This window comes from Geobacillus sp. Y412MC52, from assembly GCF_000174795.2.
Taxonomy (GTDB): domain Bacteria; phylum Bacillota; class Bacilli; order Bacillales; family Anoxybacillaceae; genus Geobacillus; species Geobacillus thermoleovorans.
The window spans coordinates 2571913-2594661 of the sequence record NC_014915.1; the positions used below are offsets into that span (position 1 = coordinate 2571913).

Sequence of the window (22749 nt, forward strand, 5' to 3'; positions counted from 1 at the left end):
ACACCCCTGCATCATACCAAGAGGGCTTTTTTTGATCAAGTCCCCGGAAAAGCTCCTAACGGGAATGCTCCTTTAAAAACTCATACCACCATGTTATGAAGAAGATAACATTTTTTTCATCTCAATCATCTCTTTCGCGATGCGGGCGGCCGTCAAAAAGTCTTTTCTTCGCTCCGCTTCCGTCTTTTCTTGCTCTTTTTCCTTTAGCATTAACCATTTCGGGTGATTCAACACATGCCGGATGCAATCGGCAAGCTCCCGCTCGGAAACGTCGTCTGCGACCAACAAAAGCGACAGCTCGCTCGCCAGCGTCCGCAACTCGCCGGGAAGCCGAGACATGAGCGCGCTGGGGTCGGCTTCATGCCCCTCTTCGTAAAAGGCGTAAATGTAAGCAGCCAACGCCCGATGCTCTTCGATATTAAATCGGCCGCCGACCTTCTCCTGAACGATGAACGCCACATCGCGGCTCCGCATCATATGGGCAAGCAGCAACCGCTCGGCATTTTGAAAGGCCGGAAGCAATTTTTTCGTCAATGCCGGCTGGGACGGTTTTCCGCCGTCGTTCACCTGCGGCTTTGGCTGTTCCGGCTTGGAGCGGGACAACTGTTCGTAAAGCGCGGAGAGCGACAGCGAAAACTCATCCGCAAGCTGGCGCATATAATAATCTTTTTCCACCGGGCTCGACAGCTTGCTGATTTCTCGGAGCGCTTCCTCGATATAACGGAGCCGGTCGCCTTCTTCCTGCAAATTTTTTCCCCGCCGCAAACGATCCATTTTAAACGCCATGAGCGGCCGGGCGGCGGCGATCTCTTCGGCAAAACGGTCGGCGCCAGAAGTGCGTATATATTCATCTGGATCCAGCCCGTCCGGGAGCAACGCTACCTTCACGCGGCACCCGAACGCGCTCAATTGTTCGGCGGCGCGCCAGGCGGCTTCCGTTCCGGCGCTGTCGCCGTCATAGCAAATCGTGACCGTTTCAGCATGGCGGCGCAAAATGCGTGCCTGCTCCTCGGTCAGCGACGTTCCCATCGTTGCCACCACATAGTCAACGCCGGCCTGCACGGCAGAGATGACATCGGCAAACCCTTCAACGAGCAGCGCCTCTTGACGCTTGCGGATTGACATGCGCGCCTCGTGAAAAAAATACAAAAGCGTGCCTTTGCGGAAAATCGGCGTTTCTGGGCTGTTCATGTACTTTGGTTGCCCGTCGCCGAGCAGACGGCCGGAAAAACCAACCGTCTCGCCGCGATGATCATGGATCGGAAACATAATCCGATTCCGGAAGCGGTCGACGTATCGCCCGTCTTCTTTTTTCACCAACAAGCCCGCCTTTTCCATCAACACCAACGGAAACGAACGGCTCTCCAGCAGCTTGACGGCGGCATCAGGAACATCCGGCGCATAGCCGATTTCAAATCGGTCGATCGTTTCTTTTGTCCACCCGCGCACCTGCAAATAATCGAGCGCGGCTTGTCCTTCTTTTGTATGGACAAGCAAATGATGGTAAAATCGTTTCAACAACGTGTGTGCTTCGACCATCGCCTTCGCCTCGTCGGCTCGGCTGCCATCACTCCCGCGGCTGTCCAGCTCATAGGCGGACAAGTCGATCCCTGCTTTGGCCGCAAGACGTTTCGCCGCTTCCACAAACGGAATGCCTTCGATATCCATTAAAAACGTAAAGGCATTCCCCCCTGCCCCGCAGCCGAAGCAGTGGAAAATTTGCTTTTCTGGGGAAACGGAAAACGATGGCGTCTTTTCTCCGTGAAACGGGCATAAGCCAAAATAGTTGCGGCCTTGCTTTTTCAACTGGACGTATTCGCCAATGACGTCAACGATGTCAACGCCGCGGCGGATGGCTTCAATCGTTTCCTCGGGAATGCGATGTCCCATACGAACAACCCCGTATCGTATTTATTCTCGGCAACAAGCCGATTTTCCTTTCCATTTCGACAAATTTTTTCAAAACGTTCGTTTCGCCCCCTTGCCCGTAAAGTCGGCTGGCTTGATCATCCGCTTCCCGCCCCTCAGCCCGCCGTCTGGACAAAGATTCATCAGAGCGGTGCATCTCGAAGATGCGCTTCGGTATATTATATTTCAGCAAGAAAAAGAAAATTTCACTTTTTTCTTGACGATCTTATGCAGCAGATGACCGCGCTCTCAAAGCAAGGGTTGCTTTACACCCCCTATTATTCTACACCATCGCAAAAAAATCCTGCTTTTTTGCCGAATGATTGACAACTTTGTCGAAAATCTTTTTTTCGTTCTTCTTGACAAGCGGCTATAAATAGTTTACTCGTCTCATGGCCGCTCTAAACCTATATAGGTCATTTTTCTCGCAATTTTTTATTATAATATAAGTGGCGGCAATATGCCATAAGAAAACGCACGACTCCAATCAAGAAATCGTGCGGATGAGGCGAAGCTAGCGCTTCAACTTTTTCATAATGATGCTCGCCGTCTCTTCGACCGCCTTGTTCGTCACATCGATGACGTCGCAGCCGATTTTTTTCACGACTTCATCAAAATAAGCGAGCTCCTCTTTGATTCGATCCATATTGGCGTAAATCGCCTGGTCGTTCAGGCCGAGCGATTTCAGCCGCTCGCGGCGGATCGAAAGCAGTTTATCCGGACTGATTTTCAAACCGAAGCATTTCCCCGGACCGACTCGAAACAGCTGCTCCGGCGGCTCGACCTCTGGAACGATCGGCACATTCGCCACTTTCAGCCGCTTATGCGCCAAATATTGCGACAGCGGTGTTTTCGATGTGCGCGATACGCCGATGAGCACGATATCGGCGCGCAAAATGCCGCGCGGGTCGCGTCCGTCATCGTATTTGACGGCAAATTCGATCGCTTCAATCTTTTTGAAGTAATCTTCGTCAAGTACGCGCACTTGACCCGGCTCATATCTTGGCGTCAGCTGGAACAAATGGCTCATCTTTTCAATGAGCGGACCGATGATATCGTATGCGACGACCCCTTCGCGCGCCGCTTCGGCGAGCAAGAATTCCCGCATCTCCGGAACGACGAGCGTAAACGCGATAATGGCGCGGTTCATTTTCGCTAAAGCGACGACTTCAGCCAATGTCGTTTTATCTTCCACATACGGGACGCGTTTCACTTGAATCGGCGAGGCGTGAAACTGGCTGGCCGCCGCTTTGACGACAAGCTCGGCCGTTTCCCCGCCGGAATCGGATACGACGTAAACAAGGCGCTGGTTCATTCTTCTCCTCCTTTGTTTGGATTTAGTCCTCTTTGGCTAGCGACACGAATGCTTTCGTTATATTCGTTTTCGTAATACGGCCGATCACTTCATATCCTTTCTCCGTTTTGCGCACGACCGGCATGGCATCGATCTGTTTTTCAATCAGCTGTTCAGCCACGTCAATGAGCGGGTCGTCCTTGTAGCAAACGGCGATGTTCGGCATCCGCGTCATAATAATATTGACCGGGATCGCCGTCAGTTCCTGCTTGCCAAGGCTTGCGCGCAACAAATCTTTGCGCGACAAAACGCCCGCAAGCAACGACTCGTCATCGACGACAAACAGCGTGCCGACGTCCTCTAGAAACATTGTGACGATCGCATCATAGACGCTCACATTCTCATTGACGACAACCGGAATCGATTGGTAATCCTCGACTTTCATCTTTTTCATTTTATCGGCGAACAGCTGCTTGCCGGTTTTTCCCGTATAGAAATAGCCGACGCGCGGCCGCGCTTCCAAGTAGCCAGCCATCGTCAAGATGGCCAAATCCGGCCGCAGCGTCGCCCTCGTCAAGTTCAGTTTCTCAGCGATGCTTTCTCCGGTGATCGGCCCGTAGTCTTTCACAATTTGCAAAATCTGCTCTTGGCGTTTATTTAGTTCGATCGTCGTTCACCACCTTGCCAAAAAAGGTCCCACACGCTATCACTCTCATTTATATTATACTACACGCCCCATTCACAATGAAAATGATGCTCCTTGCCCTCCGTCTGGGCTGAGCTTGTCTTTCAGTTCACCGATTTGCTGCAAAAAACGCTTCGTCTTCAGCGACAGGCCGGCATATTCATCATAATAGGCGGACAATACGGCGCCCAGCTCCATCTTTGTGCTTTCTTTCACCGATATGGACCCAAGCCGAGCAAGATCGATATGAAAAAAGAGGCGCAACAGCCGGACGGAAGCCGAAGAGAGCGGGAACCGATGGGGATCGGACGCCTCACAGCGATGGCAAAGGAAGCCCGCCTCCTTGACGGAAAACGAGAAGCGCCCCTCCGTCGCCCCGCAGCGGGCGCAACGGTCCAGCACCGGCGGAATGCCAAGCACTGCAAGCATTTTCATTTCGTAAATGAACGTCAAAATCTCTAAATCGCGGCCTTCGCTCATATATTGTAGTGTCTGCAAAAGAAGCTCAAACAAGTACGGATTGCGCTTTTGCTCTTCCGTGCTTTTGTCGGTGAGCTCTACAATATACACCGCATAGGCGGCGGCAAACAAATCTTCGCGCAGCGCCCGCATCGAGTCGATGAGCTCTCCCTGGTGAAGAACGCCGACGCCGCGGCTGCGGCGGATGACATAATGGCCGTATGAGAGCGGCTGCGTAACAGCAGAAAGGCGGCTGCTTGGCTTTTTCGCTCCCCTTGCCATCGCAGCCACCTTTCCCCATTCTCGGGTAAACAATGTGACAATTTTATTTGTTTCGCCATAATCGACCGTCCGCATGACGATCGCTTCACACGTTTCGAACATCCCATCACCACCGCTTCTACCAACAACGATGCTACGAGATCGGCTGGTCGATTTCTTTCTGTTCAGCGTTTTGCTCTTCACCGCCAAACTGTTGCTCTCGTTCCAACTCTTTAAATAGGAGGTACGTGTCGATATTGCCTGTTTGGCTAAACAACTTCCACGTAAACTCAAGCATGGAATGACACCTCTTTCCGCCTGCAGGCATTGCGTATTGGTGGTCTACCTATAGGTTGGCTCAGGCAAAAACGGTTTATGTCGCGTAAAATTTTCTAACCGTCAATACTCGTCTTCACGGAACCCGAAATCACGCAGCTGCGAAAGGCGGTTGCGCCAGTCTTTTTGCACTTTGACCCACAGTTCCAAAAACACTCTTGACCCAAGCAGCGCTTCGATGTCAGCGCGCGCCCGCTGTCCGATTTCCTTCAGCATCCGGCCTTGCTTGCCGATGATGATTCCTTTTTGCGAATCGCGCTCCACCACGATCACCGCGCTAATGTACACCGTTCCTGATCCTTCTCGCCGCTCGATGCGTTCGACGACGACAGCAATCGAGTGCGGAACTTCCTCGCGCGTTAAGTGAAGCGCTTTCTCGCGAATGAGCTCGGCGATGATAAACTGCTCCGGATGGTCAGTAATCTGGTCCGGCGGATAATATTGCGGCCCTTCCGGCAGCCGCTCTTTAATTTGCTCAAGCAGGCGGTCGACATTGTTCCCTTCAAGCGCCGAAATCGGCACGATTTCAGCAAACGGGTACAAATCTTTGTATCGGTCAATGAGCGGCAGCAATTCATCCGGATGGACGCGGTCGATCTTATTGATGACTAAAAACACCGGGGTATCCACTTCTTTCAGCCGTTCGATGATGAACGCCTCACCGCGCCCAAATCCTTCCTCGGCATTGACCATAAACAAAATCAAATCGACTTCGCGAAGCGCATTGAGCGCCACTTTCATCATAAAGTCGCCGAGCTTATGCTTCGGTTTGTGCACCCCAGGCGTGTCGATAAAGATGATTTGCGCGTCATCGTCCGTGTACACGCCTTGAATCTTATTGCGCGTCGTTTGCGGTTTATCGCTCATAATCGCGATTTTTTGCCCGATGACGCGGTTTAAAAACGTCGACTTTCCTACGTTTGGTCTTCCGATAATGGCAACAAATCCTGATTTGTATCCTTCTTTACGCATGCAAATCCTCCGCTGAAAAAGCTTCTGGCAGCAATTCGCTGACTGTCATGACTTTCACATCGCCTTTGAGGTTGGCTAAAATGACTTTCATATCGCCGTGGCAAAGTTCGGCGATCACTTGGCGGCATGCGCCGCACGGCGGCACCGGGCGGGGAGTGTCGGCGATGACCGCAAGAGCAGTAAACTCCTTCTCCCCTTCCGAATATGCCTTAAACAACGCGGTCCGCTCCGCACAATTGCACACACTGTAGGCGGCGTTTTCAATGTTGCAGCCGCGGTACACACTGCCGCCTTTCGTCAACAGCGCGGCGCCGACTGGAAACTTCGAGTACGGCACGTAGGCGAGTTCGCGCGCTTTTTTCGCTTCGGCAATGAGCTGCTCAATCTCCACGAGTGACTCTTCCTTTCCTGCAAGCAAACGCTGCTTTCTTTTATTTTACAAAAAAACGCCATCCATTTCATCATTTGAAATCAAAATGTAACAGAAAAATTAGAATTTTCTCTCTTATTCGTTTAACGAAGATGCGGCCAAAACAGCAAAATGCCGATCACAACCGCAAATCCGGCCGCCGCGAGCACCGCCGCGGCAGCGATGTCTTTCGCCGCTTTCGCCAACGGATGAAACTCACCCGTCGCCAAATCGACGGCGCGCTCAATAGCCGTGTTGACGAGCTCAAGCGCAATGACCGGGCCGACTGTCATGAGCAGCACGATCCACTCCCAGCGCGACAGCCCAACGACCCACCCGGCGGCAAAGGCGACAACAGCGGCCGCCAAGTGGAAGCGCAAATGAGCTTCCTCTTTCACCGCCGCCTTCATTCCCGCCCACGCCCAAGCAAACCGGTCTCGCTCTCGTTTGCCGCGCATTATCTTGTCAACCCGAACCTCGCCAAGATGTCTTCCTGCTTGGCGAACATGACGCGCTCTTCCTCTTCTGTCCCATGATCGTAACCAAGCAGGTGCAAGAAACCGTGCACAGCCAAAAACCCGAGCTCGCGCATGAACGAATGCCCATAGGCCGCCGCCTGCTCTTTCGCCTTCGGAATCGAAATGACGATATCGCCGAGCACCGGCGGCATATCAGCGCCGACGATGTGAACCTCTTCTTCCCCTTCCTCCTCAAGAGCAAACGAAAGCACATCGGTCGGCGCATCTTTGCCGCGATAGTCGCGATTCATCGCGCGGATGCGTTCGTTGTCCACAAATGTGACGCTCACTTCCGCCCCGTCCGGCACGTTTTCAAGGGCCGCCGCCTCAGCGAGCAGCCGCTCGATCGTCTCGATTTGCTCAGCGGTCACCTCGTTCGTTTCATCTAGAAAATCAATGTGAATGGTCATGCATGCTTCACCTTTTCCTTTCGTACTTCTGGGTATTCGATGCGCGAATGGAAGACGCCGTTTAACGTCTCGCAAAGCGAACGGGCGACGAGTTCCAACTCCTTCAGCGTAATGTCGCACTCGTTCAGCTGGTTGTCCTGCAAGCGATCAGCGATGATCGACCGGACGATCTTCTCGATTTTTTCCTGCGACGGGTTGGATAGCGAGCGAACAGCCGCTTCGACGCTGTCGGCGATGTTGATGACCGCCGCTTCTTTCGTCTGCGGCTTCGGCCCGGGATAACGAAACTCCGCTTCCGAGACAAACTCGGTTTGCTCGCGCGCCTTATGATAAAAATACTTCAGCAGCGTCGTGCCGTGGTGCTGTTCGGCGATGTCGATGATCTCCTTCGGCAGCCGGTGCTTGCGCAGCAAAGCGACGCCGTCGGCGACATGGGCGATAATAATATTTTTGCTCAACTGCGGCGACAAATGGTCATGCGGATTGCCGCCTATTTGATTTTCGATGAAATAGCGCGGCCGCTTCGTCTTGCCGATGTCATGGTAGTAGCAGGCGACGCGCGCCAGCAAGCCGTCGGCGCCGATCGCCTCGCACGCCGATTCGGCCAAATTGGCGACCATAATGCTATGATGGTACGTCCCCGGCGCTTCAGTGAGCAACTTGCGCAAGAGCGGATGGTTCGGATTGGACAGTTCAATGAGCCGAAGCGGCGACAAAATGCCAAACGCCGCCTCCAACACCGGCAAGAGACCAATCGTCAAAATGGCAGAAAAAACCCCTGAGGCCGCCGCCATCAGCACCAACAAACCGATTTCCGTCGGCGAATAGCGGCCGTTTTTTAACAGCAACAGCGAAAAAAGCGAAACGATATTGACCGCGGCGACAAACACGCCGGCCCGCCAAATGTTCGCTTTCGCCAGCTCCTTTGGCAGACAAAACGTCCCGGCCAAGCCGCCGGCAAGAAAGTAAACAATCAATGACACCGACACCGCGCCGGCCGTTCCAATTTCCTCATTGAACAGCAAACTGCCGCACACTGCTCCGATGATGGTCGTCATCATCGCGAGCCGCTCTCCGAGCAAAATGCGGACGAGCATCGGCCCGAACGCCGCCGGCACAAGGTAACCGATGGAAACAGCGCCGCTAGATGGCAGAAGGCGAATGAGCGCCATTGTCGTCATCATCAACGCAAAAATGGCTGTATAAAGCGACAGCTTTTCATTCGTCGTTTCCGTCCGAAAATAGTAAATGAGCGGAGCAAGCAGCAACAAAACGAACACCAAAAGCCCAGCGGCGGTCCAAGACGGACGCCCGCTCTCAAGCAAGCCGACCAGCTCGAGCCGGCGGTAAACATCATTCGTGATAAACTGTCCTTCCTCGACGATCACTTGCCCTTGCAAAATTTTCACCGGCTTCACTTCATCCATCGCCTGCCGCCGTTTTTCTTCCGTCGCCGCCCGATCGTAGACGACGTTCGGAATGACCGCCTGTCGGCAAAGCTTCGCGACCGCCTCGCGAAGCGGCGGCGACAGCGCAGCGTATTCAAGCTCTTTGGCCGCTTCCGCCCGCGCCGTGTCAAGTTCCGCTTGGGAAATGCGCTCGCTCATGACGGCATGCACCGCGGTCAAGGCGGCTTCCTTCGCCGTCTTGAGCTCCTCCGGCGAGACGGCAAGCAACCGTTGCCATTCAGCGGCAGACAGATAGGCAAGCCATTCCGGCGGCAGCCGTTCCTCAAGTTTGGCGATCATATCGCCGAGCGAGCGGTCCGGCTCCGCCTCGTGCTGCACGCTCTCAATTGCAGCAAACAGCGAGGAAAGAAGGTCGACCCGGTTTTCGGCATATTCTTTTTTTAACGTATAGACATCCGCTACTTTCGCCGCCGCCTCTTCTTTCAGCTTGGCGGTCGCCTCTTTGTCCTCGACCGTCACCGGCGAACGGATCGTTTCCTTAGCGACGTCAAACAGGCGCAGCTCATACTGGCGCGGCTTCACTTGCCAATACAAAACGGCAAACAACAGAACAGCCAAAAGCAAAAACAGCCAAAAGCGGACAAAGCGGACTGTTTTTGTCCGCTCAAGAAAAAAACGAAACCTTCCCACCGGTTTTCCCCTCGCTTTGCAAGAAAAGACCGATCCCGTCGCTCTCGTTCTATAAGCCCGCCTCATCATAGGCGTCAATAATTTTCGCGACGAGCGGATGGCGAACGACATCCGACTGTTCCAAAAACACAAAGGCGATGCCGCCAATGGAGGCCAAAATGCGCTTGGCGACCGAAAGCCCCGATTCGACGCCCTTCGGCAAGTCGACTTGGGAAATATCGCCGGTAATGACCATCTTCGAGCCGAAGCCGAGCCGGGTCAAAAACATTTTCATTTGCGCTGGCGTCGTATTTTGCGCCTCGTCAAGGATGACGAACGCATCCTCCAGCGTCCGGCCGCGCATGTAGGCGAGTGGGGCGATTTCAATCGTGCCGCGCTCAATCAACCGCTGCGTATACTCCGCTCCCAACACATCGTTTAAGGCATCATACAGCGGGCGCAAATACGGGTCAACCTTCTCTTTTAAGTCGCCTGGCAAAAAGCCGAGGCTTTCTCCGGCCTCAACGGCCGGACGAGTCAAAATGATGCGCTTGACGCTGCCGTTTTTTAACGCCTTGACCGCCATGACGACCGCCAAATACGTTTTTCCGGTGCCGGCTGGGCCGATGCCGAACGTCAAGTCATACTGTTCAATTGCTGCAACATAATAGCGCTGGCCCAACGTTTTGACGCGGATCGGCTTCCCTTTGGCGTTTTTTGTAATCTCCTTGTCATACAGCTGAACAAGGCCGTCAAGCGCTCCTTTTTTTGCAAGCTGAATGGCGTAAAGAACGTCGCGCTCGCTGACCGCCGCCCCTTTGCGAATGACGATCAATAAATGGCGAAGCAATTCATCAACGAGCTGAACTTGCTGCGGCGTGCCGGAGACGTTGACCGTTTCCCCGCGCGTCACAATCGACACGCCGAGCTCTTCCTCGATCCGCTTTAAATGGATGTCATGGACGCCAAAGAGCGCCGCCGCTTCCTGCGGGTTTCGCACATGTTGGCTGATCGTAACGAACTGCTCTGACATTCTCAATCTCCTTGGACGATGGGTTGTGGTACAGCAATATTTTCGATGACTTCGTAATGCAATTCTACCCTTACTTTACCATTCTCTTTCGCCTGATGCAAAACTTTTTCGCTGCGAATGGCCGCCTCCTCCGGCAATTTCGCCCGCAGCTCGCGGCGGGCGATCTCTTTCGCTTCCGCGAACGCTTCTTCCCACGTGTAGCGCCGCTTCACTTCTTCCGCCTCGCGGATCGTGATGCGCTCGTAATAGAGCGGCAAGTCCCATTTCCAAAAACGAAACGGCCGTTTTTCTGTCTCAACGATGGTATGGGCAAACACCGGCTTCTTCCATCCCCAAACGGGAATCAAAAGGCGCCCGATCCCAACATAATGCCGTTCGGTGAACTTGCCGGTCAACACATGAAACGTCGTCTCAAGCGGCAGGACGACTGTAGACTTGTACCATGTTTCGCCAAACACTTTCCCTGACGCCGGCACAAACTTCGTCCTCCCTTCAGCGCCGATAATGCCAGAAACAAGCAGCTGGCCTTTTTGCACATAGTCGTTGACGGAAACGAGCGGTTGTCCCTCTTCAACGAACAAATCAGCGATGACCGCCTCTTTTTTTGCCACGAGATGACGCGGCGGAATCGGTTTTTTCGGCTCCGGAATCTCTTTTTCAACGACGCGGAAGTGAAGCGACGTCCCTTTCCACTCAACGCCGACCCACGTGATGTCCGGAACGCGTTCCGTCAGCTTTTTTTGCAGCGTCTCCGGGTCATCAAGCAGAAACTGAAATACGCCGCGCTCGACTCCCATTCGCTTCAACTCGCGGGCGATTTGATGCTCCGTCTCTGGAGCCGCCCCTTTGATTTCGATCTTCCAAACGATGTTCGAAAGCAAAAACACAATCGCGATAAAAAGGAGCAAGCCGAGCCAAAACCCGCTGTTCCGCCAGGCCTGCCGCCAAAAAAACGGCAGCCCGGTTCTCCCGACAAACGAAAGTTTGCATTCGCTTTGCCGGGCGACATGGCGCAGCCGTTTCACGTCGCTGAGCTTAATGAAAAACGTCGCGGTATCCGCGCTATGCTTTTTCACGTTCCAGACGGCAATCCCTTGGCGGACGCAGGCGTTGATCAACCGTTCGATCCCTTTCCCTCTCGCTTTGACCCGCACGCTGCCGGCGAGTGTGTCGACCCATTCGTTTTTCATCTCCGTTCCTCCTCGCTATTCATCTATATAAACGACTTGGCTGATTTTTCCTTCCAACAAAATTTCTTCCGGCAAAATCGTTTTAATCACAAACTGTTCGCCGCGGACAACGAGCTGTCCGTTCCGCAGCAAAAGGCGGAGCTCTTTATCGCTGAACGCGAGCAGCCCGCGGTGGTTTTCAATGTAAATATGTATGTGCCCAACCATCGTAATGCGGGGCAGATCCATCATAATGTCGGCGGGAAGTTCAAGCTTTTCCGCCATCCACCGCTTCATCTGCTGGCGCCATTTTTTCACCATCAAAAAGAACCCCCTTTCATCTCATATGTATGAGACAAAAGGGGGTTCTAGCACCGCTTTTCAAAAACAACGGGCCTGCCTGCCGGCAAGGCCCATTGCATTTATGACAGCTGTTGTTGGACAAGTTTGTTGACGAGCGAACCATCCGCTCTTCCTTTCACTTTCGGCATGATCGCGCCCATCACTTTTCCCATATCCGCTTTCGAAGAGGCGCCGACTTCCTTGATCGTCTGCTCGATCAATTCGCGCAGCTCGTCCTCTGTCAGCGGCGTTGGCATATACGATTGAACAATGTCAATTTCGGTTTTCACTTTTTCGACAAGATCTGAACGGCCAGCGTTTTCAAATTCTTGGAGGGAGTCTTTACGCTGTTTCAGTTCGCGAGAAAGAACCGTCAGCTCTTCGTCTTCCGAGAGCGGGCTTTTGCCGAGCTTGATCGCTTCGTTTTGCAGCGCCGCTTTCAGCATCCGGAGAACAGACAGTTTTTCTTTCTCCTTGTTTTTCATCGCCTGCTTCATATCGTCATTCAAACGATCGAGAAGACTCACCGATTATACACCCTCTTTAATGCATGCTCTTAGTGCTTGCGCTTTCTAGCCGCCTCAGATTTTTTCTTCCGTCTGACGCTTGGCTTTTCATAAAATTCGCGCTTTCTCACTTCTTGCAAAGTGCCCGTTTTCGAAACGGCACGCTTAAAGCGACGAAGAGCGTCGTCGATCGACTCATTTTTGCGAACGATCGTTTTGGACATCCTGCTTCCCTCCCTCCGAACAACAACCATTGCATATTGTACTTGTCAATTATAATACATGCTGACAGAAAAGGTCAATAAAAAAAGCAGCGGAGGCCTGCTGGCCGCCTCTTCCCCGCGCTGAAAAAACGGTCATCACCCGCGGACAAGGCCCATACATATAGGGTGAAAGGGGAGTCGCCCATGGGGTCGTTTTGGATGCTGTTTGCCATTTACACCGCTTTGTTTCTTCTTGGCATGTTTATGATGAAAGCTGGGCTTTACACGTTGTCCGGCCATCGGTTAAAACGGTGGCTCATGCGCTTTACCGCCACGCCGCTGCAAGGATTTGCCGCCGGTTTGGCGACGACCGCTCTCCTGCAAAGCAGCTCAGCGGTGATGGTGATGACGGTCGGCCTTGTCGCCGCCGGCTACTTGTCGTTCCGCCAATCGATCGGCATCATTTTAGGCAGCAACATCGGCTCGACGGTCACGACCGAGCTGATGACGCTTGATATCGGCGATGGCGCCATCCCACTTCTTATAAGCGGCGCGCTGCTTGTTTTTTTCGGCCGCCATCGCCTTGTTCTCGGCATCGGCATGACCGCTGTCGGCCTCGCCGCTGTGCTGTTTGCCATGGACGGCTTTGGCAGCCTCGCTAAACCGCTTGCCGCCTATCCGTTCGTTGATGCATGGCTTAAAGAAACGAACCGATCCGTCGCTGTCGGCCTTCTTGTCGGCATCGTCCTCACCGCTCTCGTTCATTCGAGCGCGGCAACGATCGGCATCGCCATGGGATTTTTAAACGAACAGCTGTTGACGCTGTCCGCGGCGATTGCTCTGTTGCTTGGCGCCAACATCGGTACGTGCATCACCGGGCTTTTGGCTTCGATCGGCTCCAGCAAAGAGGCCCAGCTGACCGCCTACACCCATCTATGGCTGAACGTCGTCGGCGCCGCTTTGTTCGCCTTTTGGACCGAGCCGCTCGCCAGTTTTGCCGCCAGGCTCAGCCCAGCGCCTGATGTGCAGCTCGCTCATGTGAGCGTCTTGTTCAACGTCATTTGCTCAGTGGCTGCTCTTCCATTTGTCGGCGCCATCGAAAAGGTCATTCTGTTTTTGCATGACCGAAACCGGGCTTAGTAGTCAGCGCGGCCCGTCCCGCCGGTGACGATCTCCACTCCAGAGCTTGTGCCGATGCGCGTCGCGCCGGCGTTGATCATCGCTTCTGCCGTTTTCCGGTCGCGAACGCCGCCTGATGCTTTGACACCTGCTCTGTCGCCGACCGTTTTCCGCATCAGCGCCACATCCTCCACCGTCGCACCTCCGCTGGAAAACCCGGTCGACGTTTTCACATAATCAGCGCCGGCTTTCACCGCAAGCTGGCAGGCGCGCACTTTTTCCTCATCGGTCAAAAGCGCCGTTTCAATGATCACTTTGACAAGCGCCCTGCCAGCCGCCGCCTCGACGACCGCGCGAATGTCGCGCTCGACAAGCTCGTCTTGCCCGCTTTTTAACGCGCCGATGTTGATCACCATATCGACTTCGCGGGCGCCGTTTTCGATGGCGTTCATTGTTTCAAATGCCTTTGTTTCCGGCGTCGTCGCCCCAAGTGGAAAGCCGATGACCGTGCAGACGCGGACATCCGTGCCGGAAAGCTCGCGCGCCGCCGTTTTCACCCACGTTGGGTTGACGCACACGGAAGCAAAGCCGTATTGCTTTGCTTCCGTGCACAGTTGCACGATTTGTTGTTCTGTCGCTTCCGGTTTGAGCAGCGTATGATCGATCATTTTCGCCATATTCATCGTCATTCGGAGAAACCCCTTTCTGCCATTTCCGTCAAGATGGAAGGTCTGACGTCTACCATCATACCATGCTCCCTCGACAAAAACTAGCCATCCGTATTGTCTCCGGAAAAAAGACAGAAAAAACCCAGCAACTAGGCTGGGTTATGAGCTCCATTTGACCGAACGGGCCATTTCATCCGGCACAACGCGGACGAACTCTCCTTCATTGTACGGATAGCCGGCTTTCGTAATCTTCACTTTGACAAGTTCACCGACCATTTCCTCGGTTGCCGGGAAGCGGACTTTCAAATAGTTGTCTGTATAGCCGACGTACAAATCCGGCCGCTCTTTGTCGCGCTCTTCCGGGATGACCTCGAGCACTTGCCCTTCAAAACGGGAGGCGTACTCTTTCGCCAATTGATCGGACAGAGCGATCAAGCGGCGGACGCGGTCATGCTTCGTTTCTTCATCGATTTGGTTCGGCATGCGCGCCGCCGGCGTGCCGGTCCGCTTTGAATAAGGAAAGACATGCAGCTCGGAAAACCGTTGTTCACGAATAAAGTTGTACGTCTCCATAAATTCGTCTTCCGTCTCGCCTGGGAAGCCGACGATGACGTCAGAAGTCACCGCCAGCTCTGGAAACACTTCGCGCAGCCGGGCGAGCCGCTCCGCGTAAAATTCCACCGTATATTTGCGGCGCATCCGCTTGAGCACCGTATTCGACCCAGACTGGAGCGGAATGTGCAAATGGCGGACGATTTTCTCCGACCGCTTCAGCACATCAATCACTTCATCGGTGATTTGGCTCGCCTCAATCGACGAAATGCGGAGCCGCTTCAGCCCCGGCACTTGCTCGTCTAAATCGCGCAACAAGGACGCAAAGTTATAGTCTTTCAGATCGGTGCCATAGCCGCCTGTATGAATGCCGGTCAGAACGATTTCTTTATAGCCGGCGGCGACGAGCTGGCGCGCCTGGCGGATGATTTCCTGCGGATCGCGCGAGCGCATTAAGCCGCGCGCCCACGGGATGATGCAAAACGTGCAGAAGTTGTTGCACCCTTCTTGGATCTTAAGCGACGCCCGCGTCCGATCCGTGAATTCCGGCACATCCATCTCCTCAAAAACGCGCGTTTTCATAATGTTGTGAACAGCGTTGATCGGCTGGCGCTCGCGCTGGAACTGCTCGATGTAATCCAAAATTTTATGCCGGTCTTGCGTGCCGATGACAATATCAACGCCCGGAATGGCCATGACCTCAGCCGGCGATGTTTGCGCATAGCAGCCGGTCACGCAGACGACGGCGTCCGGATTGCGGCGCACCGCACGACGGATGACTTGACGGCTCTTTTTATCGCCGGTGTTCGTCACCGTGCACGTGTTGATCACATACACATCCGCACGGCTTTCAAACTCTTTTCGCTCGTAGCCGGCTTTTTTAAACAGCTGCCAAATCGCTTCGGTTTCGTAATGATTGACTTTGCAGCCTAGTGTATGAAAAGCCACTGTCGGCATTTTGTTCACCTCGCTCTGCCCCCCCCGCTTGATGACCAGCAGGGATGAATTTGTCCATTTTCCTTCCCGCCCTCGTTTCGGCTGAACCGCCGCCCGCATGCCAACGTCTGGCGCAAGCGAATATGCAGGGGACAACCGTCAGGGCGCGAAACGGCCCATTATCGCCCACGCGCCGCTTCTCCGCCTGCGCGCAGCTCCCATTCATAAGAGGCGGCGGAAAGCAAATAGAGCGGAGCTGTTTCGGTCCGCAAAATGCGCGGCCCAAGGCTGCACGGCGAAAAGCCGTGCTGCCGAAGCTGTTCTGCTTCTTCCGGGCTGAACCCGCCTTCCGGCCCGAAGACAGCCAGCAACGCGCCGCCCGGACGGAGGCGGGAAAGAAGCGCCGGAAGCGCGGCATGCCGGGCGTTTCGCGCCTCTTTTTCGTAGGCAAACAGCCGAACATCGACCGTTTGGCCAAAGGAGAGGAGCTCGACAAACGAAAGCGGCGCCCGCACGTCCGGCACCACCGTTCGTTCAGCCTGCTCAGCCGCTTCTTTCGCGATTTTTTTCCATCGCTCGACTTTTTTCTCCGCCTTTTTCGCGTCCCATTTCACGACCGACCGGGCGGCTTCGAACGGAAGAAAACCGGCGGCGCCGAGCTCTGTTCCTTTTTGGATGACGAGCTCCCACTTTTCGCCTTTCGGCAGCCCTTGGGCGATGTAGATGCGCACCGGCAGCTCGCTTCGCTCCTCTTTCCATTGTACAATACGGGCTTGCACATGCTCATTGGCAATTTGTTCAATTTCACACACCGCCGTGCGCCCGTCTGGAAAGACGCAAATGATCCCGTCCCCCGGCTTCATGCGCATGACGCGGGCGATATGATGGGCATCATCGCCGCTGATCGCGACGATCCCGCCTTGTTGCGCCTGGCCGGAAACGAAATAGCGCTGCACAGCCATCCCTTCTTTGCTTACGGTTTCATGGCGACAACCGCCACCCAGTCTTCCATCACGTTGATTTCCTCAATGGCAAAGCCGGCGGCAAGCAACCCGTCTTTGACGTCCTGCTTTTTCGCCTGAATGATGCCAGACGTGATGAAGCGGCCGCCTGGCTTTAACAACCGGTAGGCGTCACCAGTAAAGCGCAAAATGATTTCCGCTAAAATATTGGCGACGATCACATCAGCCGGTTCCTCGATATGGTCGAGCAAATTGTTTTGTGAGACCGTTACGATATGCTGCACCTTATTGAGCTTCACGTTCAGCCGCGCGCTGTCGACCGCCACCGGGTCCAAATCGAGCGCCCGCACCGACCGAGCGCCAAGCATCGCCGCGACGATGCTTAAAATGCCGGAGCCGGTGCCGACGTCAATGACATGATCGCCGGGGCGCACGTACTTTTCGAGCGCCTGCAGACACATGACCGTTGTCGGGTGCGTGCCGGTCCCAAACGCCATGCCCGGATCCATTTCGATGATCAGCTCATCACTAGACGCCGGCTCGTACGTTTCCCACGTCGGCACGATCGTAAACTTTTCGGACACTTTCACCGGGTGATAATGCTTTTTCCACGCCGTTGCCCATTCCTCTTCGTTTACTTCGCTCAATGTAATTTTATTTTTGCCAAGGTCGATATCATACAGCCATAAATTGTTAATCGCCTGCTTAATTTGTTCGACCGTTTCGCCAAGAAAACTGTTGACCGGCAAATATGCCTTAATGATCACCCCTTCTTCCGGATAGTCGTCCGGGTTGAGCTCGACGATCTCGCCGTACCAGTCGTCCCGTTCTTTGACCAAATCGTATGGGTCTTCGATGACGACGCCGCCGGCGCCCGCTTCATGCAAAATGTTCGAAATCGCCTCGACCGCCTCATGCGTCGTATGAATGCTGATTTCTGACCATTTCATCGCGCTTACGCTTCTCCTTTAAACGCCTTTTTGACTTTCTCAAAAAAACGGCCGTGCGGCCCGTCGTGCATCGTGTCTCCGCCGAGCCGATCAAACTCGCGCAACAGCTGCTTTTGCTTTTCGGTCAGCTTCGTCGGCGTCACAACGCGGACAATGACGTGCTGATCGCCTTGGCCGTAGCCGCGCACGTTCGGCACCCCTTTTCCCTTCAAGCGGAAGCGCGTGCCCGTTTGCGTGCCGGCCGGGATTTTCAGCTTCACATGGCCATGGAGCGTCGGCACTTCGATCTCATCGCCGAGCGCCGCCTGGGCGAACGACAACGGCACTTCGCAATAAATATCGTCGCCGTCGCGTTTGAAAAACTCATGTGGTTCGACTCGGAAGATGATGTACAAATCGCCCGGCGGCCCGCCATTGACCCCTGGCTCCCCTTGGCCGGCGACGCGCAGCTGCTGGCCGTCGTCGACGCCGGCTGGAATTTTGACGTGAATTTTTTTCCGCCGTTTGACGCGTCCCGTGCCGCCGCACGTTGGGCATTTCTCCGGAATGTACCGGCCCGTGCCGCCGCAGACGGGACATGTCCGGCGGTTGACGATGCGGCCAAATGGCGTCGCTTGTTCGCTTGTCACTTGCCCGCTGCCGTGGCAATGCGGACAAGACGTCGGGCTTGTGCCCGGTTTCGCTCCGCTGCCCTGGCACGTGTCGCACGTCTCTTCCCGCGGAATTTCAATTTCCGTTTCTTTTCCGAACGCCGCTTCTTCAAACGTAAGCGTCATCATATACTCGACATCCGCGCCTTTGCGCGGACCGCTCGCCCGCCTGCGCGGACCGGCGCCGAAAAACGTTTCAAAAATATCTTCAAAACCGCCAAAGCCGCTAAAGCCGCCGAAATCAAACCCTCCGCCTTGGAATCCGCCGCCGCCAAACGTTTCGTTCGGGTCGGCATGGCCGAAGCGGTCGTAGCGGGCCCGCTTTTCATCATCGCTTAACACTTCGTACGCCTCTTTAATTTCCTTAAACTTCTCCGCGGCGTCCGGGGCTTTGTTCACATCTGGATGATACTGCTTCGAAAGCTTTCGATACGCTTTTTTGATCTCGTCTTTCGTCGCGTTTTTGCTGACGCCGAGAATCTCGTAATAATCGCGCTTCGCCATCGTTGATCATCCACTCCCGATTCACTCACATAAATTTGATTTTATCATTTCCCTCTGCGGCAAGGCAATATGTCAATGCTAGAAAAAAAGTCAAAGCCAAGGCAGGCCTGACTTTGACTTTCGGTTGCATTATTTATCGTCGTTCACTTCTTCAAACTCGGCGTCCACCACGTTGTCTTTATGATTGGCAGCGCCGCCTTGCGATCCTGCACTTTGCGCCTGTTTCGCCGCTTGTTCATACAGCTTGATCGACAGCTGCTGCACCGCTTCTTGCAGCGCGTCTTTTTTCTTGCGGATGTCGTCGATGTCGTTTTTCTCGAGCGCCGCTTTCAACGCCTCTTTCGCATCCTGCGCCTTCTTGATCTCATCGGCGCTCACTTTTCCTTCGACTTCTTTGATCGTTTTGTCGGTCATGAAAATGAGCTGGTCGGCTTCGTTGCGCAACTCGGCGGCTTCTTTCCGCTTCCGGTCGGCTTCGGCGTTTTCTTCCGCTTCTTTAATCATGCGCTGAATTTCTTCTTCCGACAGGCCGGACGACGATTTGATCGTAATCGACTGCTCTTTGTTCGTTCCTAAATCTTTGGCGCGCACGTGAACGATGCCGTTGGCGTCAATATCAAACGTCACTTCAATTTGCGGCACGCCGCGCGGCGCCGGCGGAATGCCGGTCAGCTGAAAGCGGCCGAGCGATTTGTTGTCCGCCGCCATCGGGCGCTCTCCTTGCAAAACGTGAATGTCGACCGTCGTTTGATTGTCAGCCGCCGTTGTGAACACTTGCGATTTGCTTGTCGGGATCGTCGTGTTCCGTTCGATCAGTTTCGTAAATACGCCGCCCATCGTTTCAATGCCAAGCGAAAGCGGGGTCACGTCAAGCAGGACGACATCTTTCACTTCGCCGGCGATCACCCCGCCCTGGATCGCCGCACCGATGGCAACGACTTCGTCCGGGTTGACGCCTTTGTGCGGCTCTTTGCCAAGCTCGCGCTTGATCGCTTCTTGGACAGCTGGAATGCGCGTCGAACCGCCGACCAAAATGACTTTATCAATATCGGCTGGCGTCAAGCCGGCGTCTTGAAGCGCCTGGCGGACCGGCCCCATCGTCCGCTCGACGAGGTGGGCGGACAACTCTTCAAATTTCGCTCTTGTCAACGTCATTTCCAAATGGAGCGGACCGTTTTCATTGGCGCTGATAAACGGAAGCGAAATTTGTGTCTGCGTGACGCCGGACAGCTCTTTTTTCGCTTTTTCCGCGGCATCTTTCAAGCGTTGGAGCGCCATTTTGTCTTTCGACAAATCGATGCCGTGCTCTTGCTTGAACTGATTGACCAAATAATCGATGATCACTTGGTCGAAGTCGTCGCCGCCCAAATGGTTGTCGCCGGCCGTCGCCTTCACTTCAAACACGCCGTCGCCAAGCTCCAAAATCGAGACGTCAAACGTCCCGCCGCCTAAGTCATAGACGAGAATCGTTTGGTCTTCTTCTTTATCAAGGCCGTAAGCAAGCGCCGCGGCCGTCGGCTCGTTGATGATGCGCTCGACTTCGAGGCCGGCGATGCGGCCGGCGTCTTTCGTCGCTTGGCGCTGGGCGTCGTTGAAATACGCCGGCACCGTGATGACCGCACGCGTCACCGGCTCGCCCAAATAGTCTTCGGCGTACGACTTCAAGTATTGCAAAATGATCGCCGAAATTTCTTGCGGCGTATATTGCTTCCCTTCGATTTCGACTTTGTAATCCGTCCCCATATGGCGCTTGATCGAGATGATCGTGTTCGGGTTCGTGATCGCTTGCCGTTTGGCGACTTCGCCGACTAGGCGTTCGCCGTTTTTAAACGCGACGACCGACGGGGTCGTGCGGTTTCCTTCCGGATTCGGAATGACTTTCACTTCGCCGCCTTCTAACACGGCGACGCAAGAGTTCGTCGTTCCTAAGTCGATGCCGATAATTTTGCTCATCACTGATCACCCTCCGTTTCCGTTTATTGGCTTACTTTGACCATGGCGGGCCGCAGCACGCGGTCTTTCAGCTTATAACCTTTTTGCAGCTCCTCAACAACCGTGTTCGGCTCATAGCCTTCCGCTTCCGCCTGCATGACGGCTTGGTGCAAATAAGGGTCAAACGGCTTTCCGACCGCCTCGATCGCCTCGACGCCTTCTTTCTTCAAGGCGTCAACAAGCGACCGGTACACCATTTCCATCCCTTGCAAAATCGATTTCGCCTGTTCGTTGTCCGTCTCTATTTTCAACGCGCGTTCAAAGTTATCAAGCACCGGAAGCAAATCGCTTGCCAAGCTTTGGGCGCGGTATTTTTCAGCCGCTTCCATCTCCTGGCGCGTCCGGCGGCGGAAGTTTTCAAAATCGGCGTACAGGCGGAGATACCGGTGTTCCATCTCTGAAAGCTTCGCTTCCAATTCGGCGATCTGCGCCTTGGCCGCCGCCAACTCCTCGGCCGTTGGCGCTTTTTCCGCCGGCTCCGCCGCTTCCTCCCCACCGGCCTCTTCAAGCGGAACGCCGCCTGATTCCCCCTCGGGCTGCGGGGCGGCTTCTTCCTCGATCGGTTGCTCCCGCTCCGGCTCATCGTATGTAGCTTGTTCCATCACTTGTTTTTCTCCTTGCTCCATCGCTTTCACCTCCCTGCCGGGGCTCTTCCCTTTTATGTATCAATGGCCACAAGGAAAGGATGGATGCGCGATCCATCCGTTATCCAATATGGCCATTCTTATTGACTTTGATACCATTTCGCGAGCGCGGCCGACAAATCGGAAGCGACACGGTTTAAGACAGTGATGACGCGCGAGTATTCCATGCGCGTTGGACCAAGAATCGCGATCGCCCCGAGCGGCTCATCGCCGACCGAATACGTCGCTGTAATCAAGCTGCAGTTTTCCATGCCGCGCAGTTCGTTTTCATGCCCGATCGAAACCCGCACTCCTTTTTGGGTTTGCTTGCGGAGCAGGCGATAAATGTCTTTTTCCTGCTCAATGATGTCCAGAAGCGGGCGCACTTTTTGGATGTCGCTGAACTCCGGCTGGTTGAGCATATTCGCCTTGCCGGCGAAAAACACTTTTTCTTCTTCAGGGGCATCGAGCGTCTCAATGAGCGTATTGAGCACGCTGTCGTAGTTGCGGATGTGCCGGCGCAATACGTCGGCCACTTCCGTCTCCATTTTTTCTTTCAAATCAATGAGCGGAACGCCGGCGAGCCGCTCGTTGAAAATGTTGACCATTTTTTCGAGGTCGCCTGCGTCCATCGATGACGGAATCGTCACGACCCGGTTTTCAACATGGCCGGTGTCCGTCACGACGATGGCGACGGCGGTCTGTTCGTTGAGCGGAACGATTTGCATCCGCTTCAGTTTGCTTTCTTTAAACGTCGGCCCGAGCGCGATGGATGTATAGTTCGTCAGCTCGGATAAAATTTGCGCCGACTTTTGCATCAGTTTTTCCAGCTCATAGATGCGCTCAGCAAACACGGAGCGGATTTTTTGAATGTCCGCCCTTGTCAGCCGCTGCGGCGGCAGCAAATGGTCGACGTAGTAGCGGTACCCTTTTTCCGACGGCACACGGCCGGAAGAAATGTGCGTTTTTTCAATATAGCCGAGCTCCTCCAAATCCGCCATCTCATTGCGGATCGTCGCCGAGCTGAACGCGATTTGATGCTTTTTCGATAACGTCCGCGAACCGACCGGCTGCCCAGAACGAATGAAATCGTCGATAATCACCTGCAAAATCAGCAGTTGGCGGTCCGTTAGCACGTGTCTCACCTCTGTTAGCACTCGAACAATTCGAGTGCTAAATCTACTACTAGGGTAGCAAATCGCCCGGCAAA

The 22749-nt window shown here is 54.4% G+C and carries 24 protein-coding genes; 1 reads left to right on the forward strand and 23 read right to left on the reverse strand.

Translation table 11 applies throughout. The annotated features are described in order from the left end of the window. Positions 1–93 precede the first annotated feature (93 nt). The 15 genes from dnaG to rpsU form a co-directional block, all read right to left on the reverse strand. Positions 94–1890, reverse strand: coding sequence for a DNA primase (gene dnaG / locus GYMC52_RS12640; RefSeq protein WP_013524159.1), 1797 nt, complete (start codon positions 1888–1890; stop codon positions 94–96). A 532-nt stretch (positions 1891–2422) separates the two neighbouring features. Next, the gene (locus GYMC52_RS12645; protein ID WP_011231964.1) at positions 2423–3223 is read right to left on the reverse strand and encodes a pyruvate, water dikinase regulatory protein; all 801 of its coding nucleotides are present in this window, start codon (positions 3221–3223) and stop codon (positions 2423–2425) included. A 22-nt stretch (positions 3224–3245) separates the two neighbouring features. Continuing rightward, positions 3246–3869 (reverse strand): helix-turn-helix transcriptional regulator, encoded by a 624-nt coding sequence (locus tag GYMC52_RS12650; protein WP_272945229.1) that lies wholly within the window; start codon positions 3867–3869, stop codon positions 3246–3248. Positions 3870–3941: 72 nt separating this feature from the next. Continuing rightward, positions 3942–4730, reverse strand: coding sequence for a DNA repair protein RecO (recO, locus tag GYMC52_RS12655; RefSeq protein ID WP_011231966.1), 789 nt, complete (start codon positions 4728–4730; stop codon positions 3942–3944). Between the two features lie 31 nt (positions 4731–4761). Next, positions 4762–4905: a YqzL family protein gene (locus tag GYMC52_RS18210; protein WP_011231967.1), complete on the reverse strand. Its 144-nt coding sequence runs from the start codon at positions 4903–4905 to the stop codon at positions 4762–4764. Between the two features lie 101 nt (positions 4906–5006). Then, on the reverse strand, positions 5007–5915 hold the full coding sequence (gene era / locus GYMC52_RS12660; RefSeq protein ID WP_013144714.1) for a GTPase Era: 909 nt from the start codon (positions 5913–5915) through the stop codon (positions 5007–5009). Beyond that, positions 5908–6306: a cytidine deaminase gene (locus GYMC52_RS12665; protein WP_013144713.1), complete on the reverse strand. Its 399-nt coding sequence runs from the start codon at positions 6304–6306 to the stop codon at positions 5908–5910. The genes era and GYMC52_RS12665 overlap by 8 nt, the downstream gene beginning before the upstream one ends. Positions 6307–6428: 122 nt before the next feature. After that, the gene (locus tag GYMC52_RS12670) at positions 6429–6782 is read right to left on the reverse strand and encodes a diacylglycerol kinase family protein (protein WP_013144712.1); all 354 of its coding nucleotides are present in this window, start codon (positions 6780–6782) and stop codon (positions 6429–6431) included. After that, complete coding sequence (ybeY, locus tag GYMC52_RS12675; protein WP_011231971.1) at positions 6782–7252, reverse strand: rRNA maturation RNase YbeY; 471 nt, start codon at positions 7250–7252, stop codon at positions 6782–6784. The genes GYMC52_RS12670 and ybeY overlap by 1 nt, the downstream gene beginning before the upstream one ends. After that, a complete protein-coding gene (locus GYMC52_RS12680; RefSeq protein WP_013524160.1) occupies positions 7249–9351 on the reverse strand; it encodes an HD family phosphohydrolase in 2103 nt (700 codons plus the stop codon). Before GYMC52_RS12680 ends, ybeY begins: the two co-directional genes overlap by 4 nt. A 49-nt stretch (positions 9352–9400) precedes the next feature. After that, complete coding sequence (locus GYMC52_RS12685; protein ID WP_013524161.1) at positions 9401–10363, reverse strand: PhoH family protein; 963 nt, start codon at positions 10361–10363, stop codon at positions 9401–9403. 2 nt (positions 10364–10365) lie between these two features. After that, the gene (gene yqfD, locus GYMC52_RS12690; protein ID WP_011231974.1) at positions 10366–11553 is read right to left on the reverse strand and encodes a sporulation protein YqfD; all 1188 of its coding nucleotides are present in this window, start codon (positions 11551–11553) and stop codon (positions 10366–10368) included. Positions 11554–11568: 15 nt separating this feature from the next. Beyond that, complete coding sequence (gene yqfC, locus GYMC52_RS12695; RefSeq protein ID WP_013144709.1) at positions 11569–11853, reverse strand: sporulation protein YqfC; 285 nt, start codon at positions 11851–11853, stop codon at positions 11569–11571. A gap of 101 nt (positions 11854–11954) precedes the next feature. Continuing rightward, on the reverse strand, positions 11955–12401 hold the full coding sequence (locus GYMC52_RS12700) for a GatB/YqeY domain-containing protein (RefSeq protein WP_013524162.1): 447 nt from the start codon (positions 12399–12401) through the stop codon (positions 11955–11957). A gap of 29 nt (positions 12402–12430) precedes the next feature. After that, on the reverse strand, positions 12431–12604 hold the full coding sequence (gene rpsU / locus GYMC52_RS12705) for a 30S ribosomal protein S21 (protein ID WP_008879912.1): 174 nt from the start codon (positions 12602–12604) through the stop codon (positions 12431–12433). A 183-nt stretch (positions 12605–12787) separates the two neighbouring features. Here rpsU and GYMC52_RS12710 point away from each other — a divergent pair, with 183 nt between their 5' ends. Next, on the forward strand, positions 12788–13723 hold the full coding sequence (locus GYMC52_RS12710; protein ID WP_013524163.1) for a Na/Pi symporter: 936 nt from the start codon (positions 12788–12790) through the stop codon (positions 13721–13723). On the opposite strand, the gene deoC is transcribed toward GYMC52_RS12710, so the two are convergent. The 8 genes from deoC to hrcA all read right to left on the reverse strand — a co-directional run bounded on the left by deoC (position 13720) and on the right by hrcA (position 22675). Further along, positions 13720–14391, reverse strand: a complete 672-nt coding sequence (gene deoC / locus GYMC52_RS12715) for a deoxyribose-phosphate aldolase (RefSeq protein WP_013524164.1) — start codon at positions 14389–14391, stop codon at positions 13720–13722. The two genes, GYMC52_RS12710 and deoC, sit on opposite strands and share 4 nt — an antisense overlap. A 138-nt stretch (positions 14392–14529) precedes the next feature. Further along, positions 14530–15879 carry a tRNA (N(6)-L-threonylcarbamoyladenosine(37)-C(2))-methylthiotransferase MtaB gene (mtaB, locus tag GYMC52_RS12720; RefSeq protein WP_011231979.1) on the reverse strand — a complete coding sequence of 450 codons (1350 nt, stop codon included), beginning with the start codon at positions 15877–15879 and terminating at the stop codon, positions 14530–14532. Between the two features lie 158 nt (positions 15880–16037). After that, positions 16038–16814, reverse strand: coding sequence for a 16S rRNA (uracil(1498)-N(3))-methyltransferase (locus GYMC52_RS12725; protein ID WP_013524165.1), 777 nt, complete (start codon positions 16812–16814; stop codon positions 16038–16040). Positions 16815–16831: 17 nt separating this feature from the next. After that, positions 16832–17770, reverse strand: a complete 939-nt coding sequence (gene prmA, locus GYMC52_RS12730; RefSeq protein ID WP_013524166.1) for a 50S ribosomal protein L11 methyltransferase — start codon at positions 17768–17770, stop codon at positions 16832–16834. A gap of 5 nt (positions 17771–17775) precedes the next feature. Next, a complete protein-coding gene (dnaJ, locus tag GYMC52_RS12735) occupies positions 17776–18924 on the reverse strand; it encodes a molecular chaperone DnaJ (RefSeq protein ID WP_013524167.1) in 1149 nt (382 codons plus the stop codon). Positions 18925–19053: 129 nt separating this feature from the next. Next, complete coding sequence (gene dnaK, locus GYMC52_RS12740; RefSeq protein ID WP_013144701.1) at positions 19054–20877, reverse strand: molecular chaperone DnaK; 1824 nt, start codon at positions 20875–20877, stop codon at positions 19054–19056. Between the two features lie 23 nt (positions 20878–20900). Continuing rightward, positions 20901–21542 carry a nucleotide exchange factor GrpE gene (gene grpE / locus GYMC52_RS12745; protein WP_013524168.1) on the reverse strand — a complete coding sequence of 214 codons (642 nt, stop codon included), beginning with the start codon at positions 21540–21542 and terminating at the stop codon, positions 20901–20903. 98 nt (positions 21543–21640) lie between these two features. Continuing rightward, positions 21641–22675 carry a heat-inducible transcriptional repressor HrcA gene (gene hrcA / locus GYMC52_RS12750; protein WP_013144699.1) on the reverse strand — a complete coding sequence of 345 codons (1035 nt, stop codon included), beginning with the start codon at positions 22673–22675 and terminating at the stop codon, positions 21641–21643. Positions 22676–22749 lie beyond the last annotated feature (74 nt).

Coding starts and splice junctions, on each gene's coding strand:
- dnaG (WP_013524159.1), bottom strand. CDS start 1,890: ATGGGACATCGCATTCCCGAGGAAACGATTGAAGCCATCCGCCGCGGC.
- GYMC52_RS12645 (WP_011231964.1), bottom strand. CDS start 3,223: ATGAACCAGCGCCTTGTTTACGTCGTATCCGATTCCGGCGGGGAAACG.
- recO (WP_011231966.1), bottom strand. CDS start 4,730: ATGTTCGAAACGTGTGAAGCGATCGTCATGCGGACGGTCGATTATGGC.
- GYMC52_RS18210 (WP_011231967.1), bottom strand. CDS start 4,905: ATGCTTGAGTTTACGTGGAAGTTGTTTAGCCAAACAGGCAATATCGAC.
- era (WP_013144714.1), bottom strand. CDS start 5,915: ATGCGTAAAGAAGGATACAAATCAGGATTTGTTGCCATTATCGGAAGA.
- GYMC52_RS12670 (WP_013144712.1), bottom strand. CDS start 6,782: ATGCGCGGCAAACGAGAGCGAGACCGGTTTGCTTGGGCGTGGGCGGGA.
- ybeY (WP_011231971.1), bottom strand. CDS start 7,252: ATGACCATTCACATTGATTTTCTAGATGAAACGAACGAGGTGACCGCT.
- GYMC52_RS12685 (WP_013524161.1), bottom strand. CDS start 10,363: ATGTCAGAGCAGTTCGTTACGATCAGCCAACATGTGCGAAACCCGCAG.
- yqfD (WP_011231974.1), bottom strand. CDS start 11,553: ATGAAAAACGAATGGGTCGACACACTCGCCGGCAGCGTGCGGGTCAAA.
- yqfC (WP_013144709.1), bottom strand. CDS start 11,853: ATGGTGAAAAAATGGCGCCAGCAGATGAAGCGGTGGATGGCGGAAAAG.
- rpsU (WP_008879912.1), bottom strand. CDS start 12,604: ATGTCCAAAACGATCGTTCGCAAAAATGAGTCGATCGACGACGCTCTT.
- GYMC52_RS12710 (WP_013524163.1), top strand. CDS start 12,788: ATGGGGTCGTTTTGGATGCTGTTTGCCATTTACACCGCTTTGTTTCTT.
- deoC (WP_013524164.1), bottom strand. CDS start 14,391: ATGACGATGAATATGGCGAAAATGATCGATCATACGCTGCTCAAACCG.
- mtaB (WP_011231979.1), bottom strand. CDS start 15,879: ATGCCGACAGTGGCTTTTCATACACTAGGCTGCAAAGTCAATCATTAC.
- prmA (WP_013524166.1), bottom strand. CDS start 17,770: ATGAAATGGTCAGAAATCAGCATTCATACGACGCATGAGGCGGTCGAG.
- dnaJ (WP_013524167.1), bottom strand. CDS start 18,924: ATGGCGAAGCGCGATTATTACGAGATTCTCGGCGTCAGCAAAAACGCG.
- dnaK (WP_013144701.1), bottom strand. CDS start 20,877: ATGAGCAAAATTATCGGCATCGACTTAGGAACGACGAACTCTTGCGTC.
- grpE (WP_013524168.1), bottom strand. CDS start 21,542: ATGGAGCAAGGAGAAAAACAAGTGATGGAACAAGCTACATACGATGAG.